Below are 14,085 nucleotides of genomic sequence, written 5' to 3'. Positions count from 1 at the left end.
ACCCGCCCCGGCCCTCGCTTAAAGCTCGACGGCGTGCCTCTGCGCGAGATGATCGACGACGGGACCATAGATCGGCCGATCGAACTCGATCCCGGCCACATCGTTCTTGTTCCAGCGCACGACGCCGGTCAGCGCTTCCATGCCTTCTGGCCGGATCATGACCCGCGTGCCGACACGGAAGAACAGGCTGCGCGGCCGGATGCAACATCCCTCGACCGAAATATCGGAGATCTCGCCCTCGTCCCGCATGCCCGCCTGCGTGCGACATTGCACGGGCATCGACACAGGCCGACGGATGTAACGGCGAGGCAACATGGGACGGGTCATGATGGCCCATCATGACCGAAACTGGTTGACCAACTTTTAAAGATACTTGCGGACATGCCGGTCCGGCACAGTAGGTACCCAGTACAATTGAGTCATTACTGAGGTTTTAAAGGCACTTGGCAAGAGCACGCCCAAGCATAGACCCTTGCCTTTTCTGCAGCAAAAACGTTCTGAACCGGCCTTCTACCTGCCCCCGAGAGACAAGATCCGCTCAGGCGAAGAGCCCGGCGAACCGTTCGCGCAGGAGCTTCTTCTGGATCTTGCCCATCGTGTTGCGCGGCAGGGCATCCAGAGTCAGGATCGTCTTCGGAACCTTGAACGCGGCCAGATCCTTGCGCAGTTGCTCGCGCACGGCATCGGCATCGAATGCCCCCGCCGGCTGGACCACGGCGACCACCGCCTCTCCGAAATCGGGATGGGGTACGCCGATCACGGCCGCTTCCGCCACGTCATTGCGGTCGTCCAGCAAGGCTTCGACTTCAGCAGGGTAGACGTTGAGCCCCCCGGTGATGATCAGGTCCTTCTCGCGCCCGACCAACTGGACATAGCCGTCGCCGTCGATCACCCCCATGTCGCCGGTGATGAACCAGCCGTCGGGGCGAAACTCGGCCGCGGTCTTCTCGGGCATTTGCCAGTAGCCCTTGAAGATGTTGCGGCCCTTGACCTCGACGATGCCGACTTCCCCCTGGGGCAGCACCTTGCCGGTCTCGAACTCGGCAACGCGCAGCGATACGCCGGGCAGCGGCGGGCCGACATAACCGGCACGACGCTCGCCGTCATAGGGATTGGAGGTGAGCATCCCGGTTTCGGTCATACCGTAACGTTCCAGGACGCGGTGGCCGCAACGCGCTTCGAATGCGCGATGGATGTCGGCGGACAGCGGCGCCGAGCCCGAGATGAACAGGCGCATGTTCGCTGCCGCCTCACGCGTGAACGCAGGATCGGCCAGCAGGCGGACGTAGAACGTGGGCACGCCCATGAGCACGGTCGAATCCGCCATGAGTTCGATCGCCCGCGCGCTTTCGAACTTCGGCAGGAAAACCATCGAGGCACCAGAGAAGAGCACGCAGTGGACCGCCACGAACAGGCCATGGACGTGGAAGATCGGCAAGGCGTGAATGAGCCGGTCCTCCGGCGTGAAGCGCCAGAAATCGATCAGCATCTCGCCGTTTGAAGCGAGGTTGTCCTGCGTCAGCATCGCCCCCTTGGGCTTGCCGGTCGTACCCGAAGTATAAAGGATCGCCGCGATATCGTCGCTCTGGCGCGGGACGGGCGCGGCACCCTCTTGCGGCAGGTCGGCAAAGAGGCGTTCGAGCGTCGTCACCTGCATCCTGCCGCCGCCGATGCGGTTGAACAGTCCGGTACTCTGATCGCGGCAGACGGCCAGGACCGGCGTGGCATCGGTCGCGAAATAGGCCAGTTCGGCTTCGGTGTAATCCACGTTGAGCGGCAGGTAGATCGCCCCGGCCCGGATCGTGGCGATATAGAGGATCAGCGTCTCGACGTTCTTGTCGGTCTGCACCAGCACCCGCTCGCCCGGTGCCACTCCCAGCCCTTGCAGCCGCGCGGCCAGTCGCCCGGCCTCCTGCTCGACCTCACGATAGGTCCAGCGACGCTGCCCGTCATCGACGAGGATGCTGTCTGCATACGCATCGAAACTGCGCGCAATGCGTGAATAGAGATCGCCCGACACTTCCTGCCTCTTCCCTTGCGTCATTTCCGTCGACTTCGAATGAGGGAGGTGCGGGCGATACGCAACCCCTGCCCGGCGGTAAGGCATTCGCACGAATTCGGACAAGCGCCACGCCGTCAGGCGCAACTTATAGAAATATATAACAAATATTGCAGAAGGAAATTCCCCGCGCACTACACTCCTTGCAAATCCCGCCTTCTGGCGCCGCCAAGACGCCAGGAACATTTCCGGATGGCTGGATCGACTAACACAATACATGTCAGGCCAGGACGTTACCTCTGCCCTTGCGATCCAGCTTACCGCCATCCGGATGCGCCAATCTGACACTCAATCGCATCAAGATGGCGCCCCTATGGTCACTGTCGCGCTTGCAACACGACCCTTCTCCTGCGAAACGGGAGCCGATCAGCATATATAAAAACTTGACGAAATCCCACAGGACTAAAACATCTTATCCTGCATTATCAAAAAAATAACCAGATTATTTCAAAAGCGTAATATAAAGCACCAAGAAGAATTCGGATCGTCGCGCTCAAGGAATGCCAGAAGATAATGCCCCCCATTCCACCGAATGATGCCGAGCGGGTCGCAGCGCTCAGACAGCTTGAATTGCTTGACAGCCCGGGGCACTCGTCGTTCGACGAGATCGTCCAGGTCATCAGCCGGTCACTCGATTCCTCGATCGCAATGATCTCGCTGATGGATGAGCAGCGGCAATGGTTCCTTGCCTCGCGCGGGATCGATGTCAGGGAAACGCCCCGGGAGATGGCGTTCTGCAATTATCCGGTGGCCCTTGGCGAACCCTTTCTCATCCGCGACACCCACAAGGACACGCGCTTCTCCGACAGCATTCTCGTGCGCGAAGGACCGCAGATCCGGTCCTATATCGGTTATCCGGTTCGCGCGCCCGACGGCCATATCCTCGGGACCGTGTGCGCAGCCGATCCGGCCTGCGACAAGTTCGATACTTCGCACATAGACCTGATGGGAAATCTCTCCACCCTGGTAGAGCAACTCGTCGCGGCCCATGTCCTCACGCTCGAGCTGGACCGGATTCATCGCGATCTGGCTGCCGAGAAGGAAAGGCTTGAACAGGTCGACATGACCTTCCGCCAGATGGAGCGGATCGCCCGGATCGGTGCCTGGGATTATGACATCGAGACTGCCCGGATCACCTGGTCCGAGAGCATCCACACCATCCACGACCATCCGATCGATCAGCCCATCGATAGCCAGACCGCCATTGACTACATCGTGCCCCAGCACAGACCCATAGTCCGCAACGCCATCCGGGCGATGAAGGACGGGGCTGACGAAGTCAGCTTCGAGGCCGACATCGTTACGCGCACCGGCAAGTCCAAACGGGTGCACATTATCGGCCAAAAGCGCAAGGAATGCGAAGGCCCCAGACGCATCGTCGGCGTCCTCATGGATGTTACCGAACGGCATACGACGCACCTTGCCCTGAAGCGCGCGGCCGAAATCGACGACCTGACCGGCCTGCTCAATCGCAATGCCTTCGCGGCGCATCTCGATGAAACGATCCAGCGAAATGGCGGCGGTGCACGACCGCCTCACCTGCTGATGTTCGACCTCGACGGGTTGAAGGATACCAACGAGATCTACGGGCATACCGTGGGGGACCATGCGCTGCGCGAAATCAGCGCAAGGATCGCCGCGCTTGCGGCGGAGCACTGGTCGGTTTCCCGCTGGGGCGGAGACGAGTTTGCGGTCACGATACCGGGCAACAAGCCGATCGAGGCCATCCAGAAGTTCGCCCGCAAGGTGATCGACGCCATAGCAGTCCCGATCGAACAACCTTGCCGCACGATCTACTTGAGGGCCACTTGCGGCGTCGCGGCAAGCGAGCCGGGTATTTCGGGCAAGGAAATGGTGCGACGCGCCAATCAGGCGCTTCACCTCGGCAAGACCACCGGCATGGGGCTCGTCCATTTCTACGACAAGTCGTTCGAGCAGCGAAAGCAGGCGCGCAAGGCCATAGAGCTGGAAATCCGTTCGGCGCTCGAACAGCATCGCATCTTTGCGCGCTACCAGCCGATCGTCGACCTGCGCACGGGCCGCACAGAGGGCTATGAGGCGCTGCTGCGACTGACGAGCGCGGCAGGCAAGGAAATGACGGCGGCGCAGCTCCTGCCCGCCCTCGTCGATCCGGAACTTTCCAGGCTAGTCGCTTCCCGGATGATATCCCTTATCGCCGCGGACTTCGCCAGCATCTCCCGCTCCGCCGGAACCCCCGGCTTCGTCAGCATAAACGCCACCGAGGCCGACCTGCTGGGCGGCGACTATGCGGACATGCTGCTGTCCACTCTGGCCGCCCATGACATTCCCACCGAGCGCATCACCCTGGAAGTCACCGAAACGATGCTGCTGGTGAACGATCTGGAACGCATGCGCGCCGTTCTCGAGCGGCTCAAGGCGGCAGGAATTTCCATCGCCCTCGACGATTTCGGGACCGGATTTTCCTCACTGACGCACCTCAAGGTCTTTCCGATCGACAAGGTGAAGATCGACCGCAGCTTCGTGTGCGACATCGCGCAGGACCGTTACGCGCATTCGATCGTGGCCGGCGTCATCGCCATGGCCCGCAGCCTTTCGGTCGACGTCATTGCCGAAGGCATCGAGACCCGGGAGCAACTGACGATGCTGCATGAGATGGGCTGCCTGATGGGCCAGGGCTTCCTGCTGTCGAAACCCGTCCACGCCAGCGACTGCCGGCCCCGGGCCGCATTCGACGAAACCACGGACGGCTGTTTACGACAAAACTAATCTTTTCAGTTTAGGGAAGAAGGCGTCGCGCTGCCGGCAAAAGCCGGCAAACTTGGAGAGAAAATGGCGTGCCACTGAGTTCGACAGAGCCACTTAACGACAGGGTCTATGTCGAGCTTGTCCGCAGCCTCTATGCCAACATCACGCCCGCCGTGATCATGATGTTCGCCTTCATGCTTGCGTTCGGCATCATCTGGCTGGAATCCCCGGAATTCGATCCGCTCCTGATCGCACTCGGCGTTGCGAGCATGCTCGCAAGCCTGACCCGGGTTCTCGTAACGGCCGCCTTTCGCAGCATGGCGCTTACCGCCGCCCTGAACCGGCCGCAGGCGCGCAGGCTGGAGCTGGTCTTCGCGTTCCCCTACCTCGGTTTCGCAGCGTTGCTGGGGCTTTATGGCGCCTACGTTTTCTGGATGCCTTTGACCGAGGCCCATACCCTGATCATTGCCCTGCTCGTCGGCTATTGCGCCGGCGTCGCCACCGGCACCGGGTTGCGTCCGAACATCGCCGTTCCCAGCATGTGCCTGGCCATCGGCCCGACGATCCTGATTTCCGCGATCCGCGCCGACCCGATCCACATCGGCCTCGCCGTCATCACCCTCGCCTTCCTCTTCGGCGGTTCGCAGACGGTGCTGATGCGGCACGACACGATGCGCGCGGAGATCGCCAAGCGGCTGGCATCGGTGTCGCTTGCCCGGCGAGACACGCTGACCGCCCTGCCCAACCGACTCGCGCTCCAGGAATATTACGAGGAAAACGCAGCGACGATCTCTCCCAACGGATTGATCGCCGTGCATTATCTCGACCTCGATGGCTTCAAGCCGGTCAACGATACCTATGGCCACGGGGTCGGCGATGCCCTGCTCACATCCGTGGCCAGCCGCCTGCGCGGCGCGATCCGCAGCGGCGACATCGTCGCGCGGCTGGGCGGCGACGAATTCGCCGTCATCCAGTTCGGTCTGCAGCGCGCCGACGAGGCGGACCTGCTCGCGCGACGCATCGGCGCCACTATCGCGCAGCCCTTCGAGATCGGCGATCACAACGTCTCGATCAGCACCTGCATCGGCACCGTTGTGAGTACCGATCGAAGCCAGCGGCTGGACCTGCTGCTGCAGGAAGCGGACGAGAAACTCTACGCCCGCAAACGGGCCCGGAACGGGACTGCGGCCCTGCGCGACTTCGCCTGAATTGCATTCGGGCATATGCCCGCAGGCATCTTCGCGGTTGTCTTGAACACCTGTCCTGACCTAGTTGCGCGGCCTTCAACCATGGAGATAGACGCATGTTGCTCAAGCTTGAGGGAGTCATGTCCCGCGATGAAGTCGCCGCCTGCCGCGCGCTGATCGACAGCGGGGAATGGGTCGACGGCAACGAGACCTCCGGCCACCAGTCGCGTCTTGCCAAGAACAACCTGCAGCTTCGCAGCGGCAGCGCCGAAGAGCGCCAGGCCGGCGAGATGGTCGCGGCCGCGCTGGGGCGCACGCCGCGCTTCGTGGCAGCCGCCCTGCCGCTCAAGGTCTTCCCGCCGCTGTTCAACCGCTACGGCGGCGGCCAGGAATTCGGCGCCCATGTCGACAATGCGATCCGCCAGGTCAAAGGCACCGAGTTCCGCATCCGCAGCGACTTGTCCTGCACGCTGTTCCTGACCGAGCCGGAAAACTACGACGGCGGCGAACTGGTGATCGAGGACCTTTACGGCGAACAGCGGGTCAAGTTGCGCGCGGGCGACATGGTGCTCTATCCCGCATCCAGCCTGCATCACGTTACCCCGGTCACGCGCGGTGAGCGCATTTCCAGCTTCTTCTGGTTGCAGAGCATGGTTCGCGACCATGGCGAGCGCGAACAGCTCTATCGTCTCGACTGCTCGATCCAGACGCTTTCGGCCGAGCGCGGCGGGCAGGATCCGGTGGTTCTGGAACTGACCAATCTCTACCACAATCTGCTGCGGCGCTGGGCTGACACCTAATTGTTAATGAAAATAATTCTCATTAAGCATTGACTCATTGCGACTGACTCGCAATAGCCCCTGTCGAGATTCAATAGGGGAGTTATATGACGCGTACCCGCATTACTGGCGGCCAGGCGGCCGCCAGCTTCGTCGCTCTGAGCTGCGTTGGTTTCATTGCGACAGCACCGGTTCAGGCCACGGCTCAGGAAGCCAAGGACCAGCCGGTTCGCCTGCAAGGCGTATCCGTCACCGAAAGCGCCATTGCAGTGGATTACGGCGCCGATCACGTTCAGAGCCCCAAGGCGACGGCTCCGCTGATCGACACCCCGCGTACCGTCAACGTCATCACCACCGACGTGCTCAAGGACACCGCGTCGTTCGAACTCGCCGATGCCCTGCGCACCGTTCCCGGCATTACGCTGGGCGCCGGCGAAGGCGGCACCGCCAGCGCCGACATTCCGCTGATCCGCGGCGTTGACGCGACCTCGGACACATATGTCGACGGCGCCCGCGACATCGGCTCGCAGACCCGCGAAACCTTCGCGGTCGAGCGGATCGAAGTCTTCAAGGGCTCGACCGGTGCATTCGGCGGCCGCGGCTCGGCCGGCGGCGCGATCAACATCGTTTCCAAGCTTCCGCGGGACGGCAACTTCGCCAATGCCGATGTGACCGTAGGCACCGACGACTTCAAGCGCGTGACCGTGGACGTCAACCAGAAGGTCGCGGACAAGCTTGCCGTGCGCATCAACGGCCTGTGGCACGATGCCGATGTCGCCGGGCGCGACGCGGTATTCAACAAGCGCTGGGGCATCGCTCCCTCCGTTACCTGGGGGATCGGCACGGAAACCACCGCGACGCTCTCGTACTACCACTACGAGACCGACGACATGCCGGACTACGGCATCCCGCTGACATCGCGCGGCCAACTCGATGACGTGCTGCCCGCAGGCTCGCGCCGCGTGGCTGATACCGATTTCGACAACTTCTACGGCCTGACCGACCGCGACTTCCAGAAGACCAAGGTCGACTCGGTGACCTTCCAGTTCCAGCACGACTTCGGCCGCGGCTGGGTACTGTCGAACACCGCCCGCTGGTCGCGCGCGCGCAACAACTACATCGTCACCAACCCGGACGACAGCAAGGGCAACGTCGCCGACGGCATCGTCTGGCGCGGGGTCAAGAGCCGCAACTCGCTCAACCAGAGCCTCGTCAACAACCTGAACCTGGCAGGCCAGTTCAAGACGGCCGGCATCGAGCATAGCATTGCGGTGGGCTTCGAGATGTCGGCTTCCGACACCGACCGCTACTCCTACTCGGTCGATACCGGCGACAGCACCTGCGCCTCGCTGGCGGACTACAACTGCACCACGCTCGACAATCCCAATCCGTCGGATCCGTGGACCGGGACGATTGCCCTCAACCCCGGCAGCGGTGTCCTAACCCGCGCGGAAGACCACAGCTTCTACGCTTTCGACACGGTCACCATCATCCCGCAGCTGCTGCTCAACGGCGGCGTGCGCTGGACCAGCTTCAACATCCGGGCCAGCGGCTCAAGCCGCGGCGTGCCCTACTCGGTCGACAAGAAGACCGACTTCTGGACCTGGCAGGGCGGCGTTGTCTTCAAGCCGGTTGAAAACGCCAGCATCTACTTCTCCTATGCGGACTCGGCCACGCCCCCGGGCGCGGACGTCGGCGAAGGTGCGAATGCAGTTAGCGGCACCAATGCCAATTACGAACCGCAAACCATGGAAAACTGGGAAGTGGGTGCCAAGGCCGATCTTTTCGGCGGTGCGCTCAGCCTGACGGCAGCCGCTTTCCAGATCGACCGCAGCAATATCCGCGATCTTGATCCGGGAACCGGCGATCAGGCGATCATCGCCAACAAGGCCCGCATCAAGGGCTTCGAAGTCGGCGCTTCGGGACGCATTGGGCCGGTCTCGCTGCTCGCCGGATACAGCTACACCGACAGCGAACTGCGTGACGGCAGCGCAAGCGACGGCAACGCCCTGCCCAACACGCCCAAGCACAATGTCGCGCTCACCTCGAGCGTCGACGTGACCGACCGGTTCAGCATCGGCGGCGGCGCCTATCACGCCTCCAAGCGCTATGCCGACACGGCCAACCTCATCGAGGCGGACGGCTACTGGCGCTTCGATGCCAATGCCGGATTCCGCTTCAACGAGAACTTCTCGGTCAAGCTGAACCTGCGCAACCTGACCGACAAGCGCTACGTCACGAAGCTGCGCAACCCGCACTTCGCGGTGCCATCCGCCGGTCGCCAGGCCCTCATCACGCTCAGCGCGAGCTACTGAGGCCGACCTGACGACGCTCCTTCCCTGCCCCCCGAAATCGCATGTTGAGGACGACCATGGAACTATCCATCACCGATACCCTTGACCCGATCGCGTCGGGGCAGGCGAAGGGCGCGACCCGAACGGACGGGCGCGGCCAAACGGACGAAACGATCTGGCTCCGGGCCTCCCCATCCGTTCGGACAGCCGTCGAACCAGAAACAATCCAGACCCTCGAACCGCCCGGTGCGCGCTACGCACCGGGCGGCTTCAATTATCGGGCCTTTGCAGTCGTCGCTGCGATCCATGTCCTGGCCATTGCCGCCCTGCTCGGCTTGGGCGTGGTGAAGGTTCCGCAAGTCCGGCAAAAGCACCTTACGGTGTTTACCGTCTCGCCGCCGGCGCCCCCGCCGGAACCGGCACCGCAACCCGAGGCCGAGCCGCAACCGCTGGTCCAGGATCCGCAGCCGACGGCGGTGAAGCCGATGATCGAGCTGCCTTCCAGGTCCACGCTCGTCATCGATGCCGCCCCGGTCCAGAGCGCAGTTGCCGTCAAGGTCGATGCCCCGCCCGCGCCCAAGGCCGCGCCCGCACCGCCAGCCCCGGTGACCCCTCCCGATTTTTCCGCCGCCCAGCTCAACAACCCCGGCCCCAGCTACCCCTACGCCGCCCGCCGCGCGCGGGAGCAGGGCACGGTGATGCTCAAGGTCCTGGTCACGCCCGAAGGCCGTGCCGGCGACATCGAGATCAACGAGTCCAGCGGCTTCGACCGGCTCGACCAGGCCGCGATCCAGACCGTGCGCAAGTGGCGCTTCGTTCCGGCCAAGCAGGCCGGCAAGCCGGTTGCCGCATGGGTGCTCGTGCCCGTCGGCTTCCACCTGAACTGATCCATGAACGAGGCCGCCATGCCCGATACGACTACAACCCTGCGCGTCGGCGCCAATGCCGCCCCGTCCGGCCGGTCTGGCGGCACGGCCCGTCCGCGCAAGAAACTGACCCGCGGCTTCTGGCTGCGCCACCTGCACACCTGGCACTGGATCAGCTCGGCCGTATCGCTCGTCGGCCTGATGCTCTTCGTGATCACCGGGTTCACCCTCAACCACGCCGCCGACATCAGTTCCCAACCGCAGGTCGTCGAGGGATCGGCAAACCTTCCGGCCGAACTGCGCGAAAGCCTTTCCGGCCTCGCCACCGAGGGCAAGGCCCCGCTTCCCCGCGACCTGCGAACCGAGCTGTCCGGCCAGACCGGCATGACCATATCCACGGCTCCTGCCGAACTGAGCGAGGACGAGGTCTATCTCGCCATGCCGCGTCCCGGCGGCGATGCCTGGGTCGCGATCGATCGCACCACCGGCGACGTCACCTGGGAGAGCTCCGACCGCGGCTGGATCTCCTACCTCAACGACCTGCACAAGGGCCGCGACACCGGCAAGGCATGGCGCCTGTTCATCGACGTCTTCGTGCTTTCGGCAATGGTCTTCATCGGAACCGGCTTCGTGCTGCTCTGGCTCCATGGCCGCAACCGCCCGGCCACCTGGCCGCTTACCGGCCTTGGCTTCTTGGTGCCCTTCCTGCTCGCCCTTTTCTTCATTCACTGAGGACATCATGCGCAAGACTTCGCTTTTCGCCCTGACCGGCGCCGCGACCATCGCCAGCCCGGCAATGGCCGAGACGATGACCGTCGACATCACCATCCCGCGCCTCTCGGTCGCTGAATACCACCGCCCCTACGTCGCGGTCTGGCTGGAAGGCGAAGGCGGCAAGGTCCGCACGCTTTCCGTCTGGTACGACAAGGACAAGCGCGGCGGCGAAGGCAAGAAGTGGCTCAACGAAATGCGCACCTGGTGGCGCAAGGCGGGCCGCAGCGCGTCGATCGACGGTGTCTCGGGCGCAACGCGTGCGCCGGGGCCGCAGAAGCTCTCGATACCGGCCGCCGCCCTTCGCGGACTTCCGGCCGGAAACTACCAGCTCGTGGTCGAGGCCGCGCGCGAAGTCGGCGGACGCGAAGTCGTGAAGCTTCCGGTCACGCTGGGTGGCAAGAGCGCCTCGACCGCCCGCGCCAGCGGCAAGACCGAACTCGGCAGCGTTGCCGCCACCATCAAGCCCTGAAAGGACTGAACTCATGAAAATGCGCAGCCGTCTTGGCGCACGCGCCGCCCTGCTTGCCGTCTCGCTTGCCGCCGTCCTGCCCGGATCGGCCCAGGCGCACCGGGCCTGGTTCCTCCCTTCCGAGACGATCCTGTCCGGCGAAGACGCCTGGATCACGGTGGATGGGGCGATCTCGAACGACCTGTTCTATCCCAACCACTTCCCGCTCGGCCCCGACGGCGTGACGGTCGTAAAGCCGGACGGCAGCGCCGGCGCGATCGAGAATGCGGCACGCGGCAAGATCCGCTCCACCTTCGACCTGCACCTGGACCAGCCGGGCACCTGGAAGATCGGCAACATGCGCAGCGGCGTCTTCGGCCGCTACAAGCTGAATGGCGAGCAGCAGCGCCTGCCGCGCGGTGCGCAGGCGGACGAGATCGAAAAGCTGATCCCGTCCGGCGCGACCGATATCGAGATCCGCGAAAACGTGATGCGCAACGAGTTCTTCGTCACGCTCGGGGCACCGACCGATGCGGTCTTCACGCCGAGCGGCAAGGGCCTTGAAATGGTGCCGGTTACCCACCCCAACGATCTCGTCGCGAACGAGGAAGGCGTGTTCCGCTTCCTGATCGACGGCAAGCCTGCTGCCGGCGTGGAACTGACCGCGATCCTCGGCGGTGGCCGCTATGCCAACCAGCCGGTCGAAGTAAAGGCGACCAGCGATGCCAAGGGCGAAGTCCGCCTCGCCTGGCCGCAGCCGGGCATGTACTGGCTCGAGGCCGAAACCAAGGACAAGAATACCAGCGTCCCCGGTGCAACCGTGCGCGGCCTCGGCTATGTGACGACGCTGGAAGTCATGGCGCCCTGAACCAGCGTCCCGCGCCCTGAAGGAGAACCGCGATCCGCATCGCCATTCCGTCCGTCGACTGGCCCGACGCACTGCTGACCCCGCCCGCGGGAGAAGTCGTGTCCTTCGGCGGGCAATCGATGGCCACGACATGGTCGGTGCGGCTCGTGGCCGACAGCCGCCTGGAGATCGACAGGCTACGCCGCGATTGCCAGGCGGCGCTGGACCGGATCGTCGCGCAGATGAGCCAGTGGGAGCCGGAATCCCACCTCAGCCGTTTCAACCGCGCCGATGCGGGGGAATGGCTTGCGCTCCCGCCCGAATTCGCGGCGGTCATGGCAGAAGCCCTCGAACTGGCCCGGATGACCGGCGGGGCCTTCGACCCCACGGTCGGCGCGGCGAGCGAGGCATGGGGCTTCGGGGCAAGTCAAGTCAGACGGGCGCCAACCGGAGTCGCGCTCAAGATGCTGGCCACAGGGCAAGGCTGGGCCCGGCTGGACTTCGAACCCGGCCCGGCGCGCCTGCGTCAACCGGGCGGTATCGCCCTCGACTTGTGCGCCATCGCCAAGGGTTACGGGGTCGACCGGCTCGCCGAAGTGATCACGGCCGCAGGCGTATCATCGTACATCGTCGAGGTTGGCGGCGAATTGCGCTCGCAGGGCCTGAAGCCCGACTTCCAACCGTGGTGGGTCGATCTCGAGGTAACCGACAGCAGTGAACACGCGCCCTTGCGCATTGCCCTGAGCGGCTTCTCCGTCGCGACCAGCGGCCACGCGCGCCGGTTCCATGACGTGGACGGCATGCGTCTGGGCCATACGATCGACCCGGCATCGGGCGCTCCGCTTCGCAATGGAACCCAAAGCGTGACGGTGCTCGCCGAAACCGCGATGCGCGCCGACGCGCTCGCCACCGCGCTGATGGTGATGGGTGACACTGCGGCGGACTTCGCCTGCCACTACGGCATTGCCGCGCGCATTGTCGCCGATTCCGAGATACTCACCCCCGTACTGGCGGCGATGCTCGACTAGGCCATGGCCTCGCGAGTAACCTGCGCGGCATAGCGGCGCGCGAGGATGGCGCAGACCATCAACTGGATCTGGTGAAAGAACATCAGCGGCAGGATGATCGCGCCGACCTGCGCCTGTGTGAACAACACGCCTGCCAAAGGCACCCCGGTCGCAAGGCTCTTCTTCGAACCGCAGAAGACGAGGACGATGAGATCCTCTCGCGAAAAGCGCATCACCCGCCCGAGCATGTTCGCGGCCAGCAGCACGATGGCGAGGATGGCAATCGATATGCCCGCGATCAGCGCCAGTTCGCCAATGGTCACGCGGCTCCACAGCCCGTCGATCACGGCCGCGCCGAAAGCGGTATAGACCACCAGCAGGATCGAGCCGCGGTCGGTGTAGCCCAACACTTTCTTGTGCCGCGCCACGAACTCGCCGATCCAAGGGCGCAGGAAATGGCCGGCAAGGAACGGCAGCAGCAGTTGCACGGCAATTGTGATCGCCGGATCGCTCGAGAAACCGCCCTGCTTGCCCGTAATCAGCAGCGCGGTCAGCAGCGGCGTCAGGAAGATACCGGCGAGGTTGGAGAAAGAGGCACTGCAGACCGCCGCAGCGACATTGCCCCCGGCAATCGCGGTGAAGGCGATCGAGGACTGCACCGTCGACGGAAGCAGCGTCAGGAACAGCACGCCGGTGGCCAGTGCCGGGTCCAGCCCGGGAATGGCCGAAACCGAGAGGCCGATGAGCGGAAACAGCACGAAGGTGAGCGATGCCACCGACACGTGCAGCTTCCACGCCCGCGCGCCGTCCATGATCGCCTGCCGCGAGAGCTTGGCTCCGTGCAGGAAGAACAACAGCGCGATGCCGGCATCGGCCACTCCTCCCGCGATGTCCGCGAAGACCCCGCGCGCAGGCAGGACCGAGGCGAGCGCAACGGTCGAAACCAGCAGCAGCAGGTAGGGGTCGATATTGAGGCGGGCGAGCAATCGGTTCATCGGATATCCTGTCCGGCGCGCGCCTAGCACGAGATTCTGAGGCAGGCGACGGTACTTTTTCTTGAAACTGTGTCCGGTTGCCCACGCTCAGGCGGAGACCGG

Annotated in this window: 12 protein-coding genes; 9 read left to right on the top strand and 3 right to left on the bottom strand. The window is 63.9% G+C overall.

The features are described 5' to 3' along the window. Positions 1-18: 18 nt before the first annotated feature. Both B5483_RS10595 and B5483_RS10590 read right to left on the bottom strand, forming a co-directional pair. Positions 19-315, bottom strand: a complete 297-nt coding sequence (locus tag B5483_RS10595) for a PilZ domain-containing protein (RefSeq protein WP_281251240.1) — start codon at positions 313-315, stop codon at positions 19-21. A 223-nt stretch (positions 316-538) separates the two neighbouring features. Then, a complete protein-coding gene (locus B5483_RS10590; protein WP_245828950.1) occupies positions 539-2,044 on the bottom strand; it encodes an AMP-binding protein in 1,506 nt (501 codons plus the stop codon). 528 nt (positions 2,045-2,572) lie between these two features. Here B5483_RS10590 and B5483_RS10585 point away from each other — a divergent pair. From B5483_RS10585 to B5483_RS10540, 9 genes are all read left to right on the top strand, one after another. Then, positions 2,573-4,807, top strand: coding sequence for a putative bifunctional diguanylate cyclase/phosphodiesterase (locus B5483_RS10585; protein WP_054947685.1), 2,235 nt, complete (start codon positions 2,573-2,575; stop codon positions 4,805-4,807). A gap of 68 nt (positions 4,808-4,875) precedes the next feature. After that, positions 4,876-5,994: a GGDEF domain-containing protein gene (locus tag B5483_RS23670; RefSeq protein ID WP_281251238.1), complete on the top strand. Its 1,119-nt coding sequence runs from the start codon at positions 4,876-4,878 to the stop codon at positions 5,992-5,994. Positions 5,995-6,089: 95 nt separating this feature from the next. Continuing rightward, a complete protein-coding gene (locus tag B5483_RS10575) occupies positions 6,090-6,773 on the top strand; it encodes a Fe2+-dependent dioxygenase (RefSeq protein ID WP_054947684.1) in 684 nt (227 codons plus the stop codon). An 86-nt stretch (positions 6,774-6,859) separates the two neighbouring features. Beyond that, a complete protein-coding gene (locus B5483_RS10570) occupies positions 6,860-9,067 on the top strand; it encodes a TonB-dependent receptor (protein WP_079730271.1) in 2,208 nt (735 codons plus the stop codon). Positions 9,068-9,123: 56 nt separating this feature from the next. Further along, positions 9,124-9,933, top strand: a complete 810-nt coding sequence (locus B5483_RS23475; protein WP_245828947.1) for an energy transducer TonB — start codon at positions 9,124-9,126, stop codon at positions 9,931-9,933. A gap of 18 nt (positions 9,934-9,951) precedes the next feature. Further along, a complete protein-coding gene (locus B5483_RS10555; protein WP_245828944.1) occupies positions 9,952-10,644 on the top strand; it encodes a PepSY-associated TM helix domain-containing protein in 693 nt (230 codons plus the stop codon). A gap of 7 nt (positions 10,645-10,651) precedes the next feature. Beyond that, positions 10,652-11,155 carry a DUF2271 domain-containing protein gene (locus B5483_RS10550; protein ID WP_054947681.1) on the top strand — a complete coding sequence of 168 codons (504 nt, stop codon included), beginning with the start codon at positions 10,652-10,654 and terminating at the stop codon, positions 11,153-11,155. A 13-nt stretch (positions 11,156-11,168) separates the two neighbouring features. After that, positions 11,169-12,002: a DUF4198 domain-containing protein gene (locus tag B5483_RS10545; protein WP_079730268.1), complete on the top strand. Its 834-nt coding sequence runs from the start codon at positions 11,169-11,171 to the stop codon at positions 12,000-12,002. A 98-nt stretch (positions 12,003-12,100) separates the two neighbouring features. Further along, entirely contained in the window at positions 12,101-13,009 is a 909-nt protein-coding gene (locus B5483_RS10540) for an FAD:protein FMN transferase (RefSeq protein WP_245828941.1), read from the top strand. Here B5483_RS10540 and B5483_RS10535 read toward each other — a convergent pair. Beyond that, a complete protein-coding gene (locus tag B5483_RS10535) occupies positions 13,006-13,983 on the bottom strand; it encodes a bile acid:sodium symporter family protein (RefSeq protein WP_054947678.1) in 978 nt (325 codons plus the stop codon). The two genes, B5483_RS10540 and B5483_RS10535, sit on opposite strands and share 4 nt — an antisense overlap. Between the last annotated feature and the right edge of the window lie 102 nt (positions 13,984-14,085).

It is taken from the genome of Novosphingobium mathurense (assembly GCF_900168325.1).
Taxonomy (GTDB): Bacteria; Pseudomonadota; Alphaproteobacteria; order Sphingomonadales; family Sphingomonadaceae; genus Novosphingobium; species Novosphingobium mathurense.
This window is presented reverse-complemented; position numbering and strand designations above follow the sequence as displayed.